The 2,492-nt window shown below is 49.0% G+C and carries 3 protein-coding genes; all 3 read left to right on the top strand.

The annotated features are described in order from the left end of the window. The first annotated feature begins 104 nt into the window (after positions 1–104). On the top strand, positions 105–515 hold the full coding sequence (gene tnpA, locus ACTNB8_RS16215; protein ID WP_441056101.1) for an IS66 family insertion sequence element accessory protein TnpA: 411 nt from the start codon (positions 105–107) through the stop codon (positions 513–515). Then, positions 509–850, top strand: coding sequence for an IS66 family insertion sequence element accessory protein TnpB (gene tnpB / locus ACTNB8_RS16220; protein ID WP_441056102.1), 342 nt, complete (start codon positions 509–511; stop codon positions 848–850). The genes tnpA and tnpB overlap by 7 nt, the downstream gene beginning before the upstream one ends. 142 nt (positions 851–992) lie before the next feature. Then, a partial coding sequence (tnpC, locus tag ACTNB8_RS16225; RefSeq protein WP_441056103.1) for an IS66 family transposase occupies positions 993–2,492 on the top strand: 1,500 nt, incomplete at its 3' end.

Below are 2,492 nucleotides of genomic sequence, written 5' to 3' on the forward strand. Positions count from 1 at the left end.
GTAAGCGCCAAATATTCCTGCGGATTTCCTAACACTCTGTTTCCCTCTATAATTGTAGGCGAAAGATATTTAGACTATTTCACTACAATTACGGAGGATAAGTTATGGCAATTACTCGCAAAGCTCGTGTTCCGATGACGGAACAGATCAGGCTTATCAATGAATGCCGCCAAAGCGGCATGACAGATGCTGACTGGTGCCGTGAAAACGACATCGCAGTAAGCACTTTTTATAACTGGGTCAGCCGCTGCAGGAAAGCAGCAGCGGATCAGATCCCAGCACCGAATTATGGTCATTGTGAGATCCCTCGTTCAAAGCAGGACGTGGTTCCCATTGACATTGTTCCGGATCACCTTCCGGAACAGCATATAGCATCGCAGATGCACCAAACGAACCTTGACAATTCACATACGATTGAAGTGTCCATGAATGATGTGACAATCCGCATCAGCAATGATGCCGACCCTGTCCTGCTCACCAGAACACTCCGCCTGATCCGGGAGACCTCATGTTAGGTGATATCTCCGGCCTTGAAAAAATCTACATTGTTTGCGGCTATACAGATATGCGCAAATCGATCGACGGTCTCTGTGCCATTATCGAAGACCAGCTTAAGATGGATCCGACATCCAGTGCGCTCTTCCTGTTCTGTGGAAGAAGACGGGACAGGATCAAAGCTCTGTTCCATGAACCGGATGGTTTTGTTCTGATCTATAAACGGTTGTCTGTCCGGGGCGGCTATCAATGGCCACGGAAGCAGTCGGAAGTCCGGAATCTTTCCTGGCGGGAGTTCGACTGGCTGATGTCAGGAATTGATATCGACCAGCCAAAAGCACTCAAAGCAGAGTAAAAAAGCATCTGGATCCCGGTAAAAATCCTGCACAGAAAAATGGCAGATTTCCTTATAAATTCAGCGTTTTTCAGCACTTGTTTTCCTTTAGGAATGGCTGTATTTCTGGTATAATAGAGGTATCAAATCCAAGGAGAGAACGATGGCTTCCAGTGCAAAAGACATCCAGCTGCGAGAGCTGAAGGACACCATAACCGGGCTGAAAACAATGGTCTCTGAGCAGACGGAGCTGATCAGATCTCTCCGTCTTATCATTGACGAAAAATCCAACCATGAGAAAGCCCTTCAGGAACAGGTGGACTACCTGACCAAAAAGCTTTTCGGTTCCTCCAGTGAACGAAGATCCGATGACATTCCGGGACAGCAGAATCTTTTTGATGAAGCGGAAGTGGAACAGGATCTCTCCCTTCTGGAAGAAGAGACCGTGATCCGGGAGCATACCCGCAAGAAGAAGGCAACCCATGAGGATCTTTTCAAAGGACTGAAGGTCGAAAAAGTAATCATTCCTCTTCCGGAAGAAGATCAGGTCTGCCCGGTCTGCGGTACGCAGATGGTCCTGATCGGCGAAGAGTATGTCCGCCGTGAACTGGAATTCATCCCGGCCACATGCAAAGTGATCGAATACTACAGTCAGAGCTATGGCTGTCCGTCCTGTAAAGAAGGCCTGGGAGATTCCGAAAAACCTGTGATCGTAAAATCTCAGGTTCCGCAGGCTTTGGTAGGAAAAGGTCCGGCGACCGCATCCGCTGTCGCATGGACGATGTATCAGAAATACGCCAATGGACTTCCTCTTTACCGCCAGGAAAAAGACTGGAAACAGTATGGCGCCCAGATCAGCCGAACAACACTTGCCAACTGGATCATCTATTGCTCCCGGAATTACTTTCAGCCAATGTATGATTACTTCCACCGGGAACTGCTGAAGCGCAGCTTCGCAATGGCAGATGAGACCAGAGTCCAGGTACTGAAGGAAGAAGAACGTCGGGCACAGACGCAATCTTTCATGTGGCTGTTTCGCAGCGGCGAAGACGGTCTCCCGGCCATTATCTTATATGGTTATTCTCCAACCAGGAGCGGAAGCCATGCAAAGGAGTTTCTGGAAGGCTATCACGGGTATCTTGAAACTGATGGCTACCAGGGCTACAACAGCCTGCCGGATATCAAACGATGTTCCTGCTGGGCGCATATTCGCCGGTACTTTATCGACGCCGTTCCCAAAGGGAAAGAGTATGATTACAGCCAGCCTGCAGTGCAGGGAGTCCAGTACTGTAACCGCCTGTTTGCCATCGAGGATTCCATCAACAAAAAATATCCCGGTGATTATGAAAAGCGTAAGAAACTGCGTCTCGAGAAGGAAAAACCTGTTCTGGAGGCTTTTTGGTCGTGGTTGGATCAGCAAAAACCATCCAGGAATACCCGCATGGATAAAGCAGTGAATTATGTCCTTAACCAGCGGGAAACGGCGGAGACCTATCTGGAGGATGGCCGCTGCAGCTTCACAAACAATCTCAGCGAGAACGCGATCCGTCCGTTTGCAGTCGGTAGGAAAAACTGGCTGTTCAGTGATTCTGTAGAGGGAGCCAATGCCAGTGCTGTAGTCTATACAATGGTTGAGATGGCAAAGGCGCACGGCCTGAACATT

Origin of the sequence: Blautia sp. HCP28S3_G10, assembly GCF_052065235.1 — a bacterium.
In the GTDB taxonomy this organism is placed as follows: Bacteria; Bacillota; Clostridia; order Lachnospirales; family Lachnospiraceae; genus Blautia_A.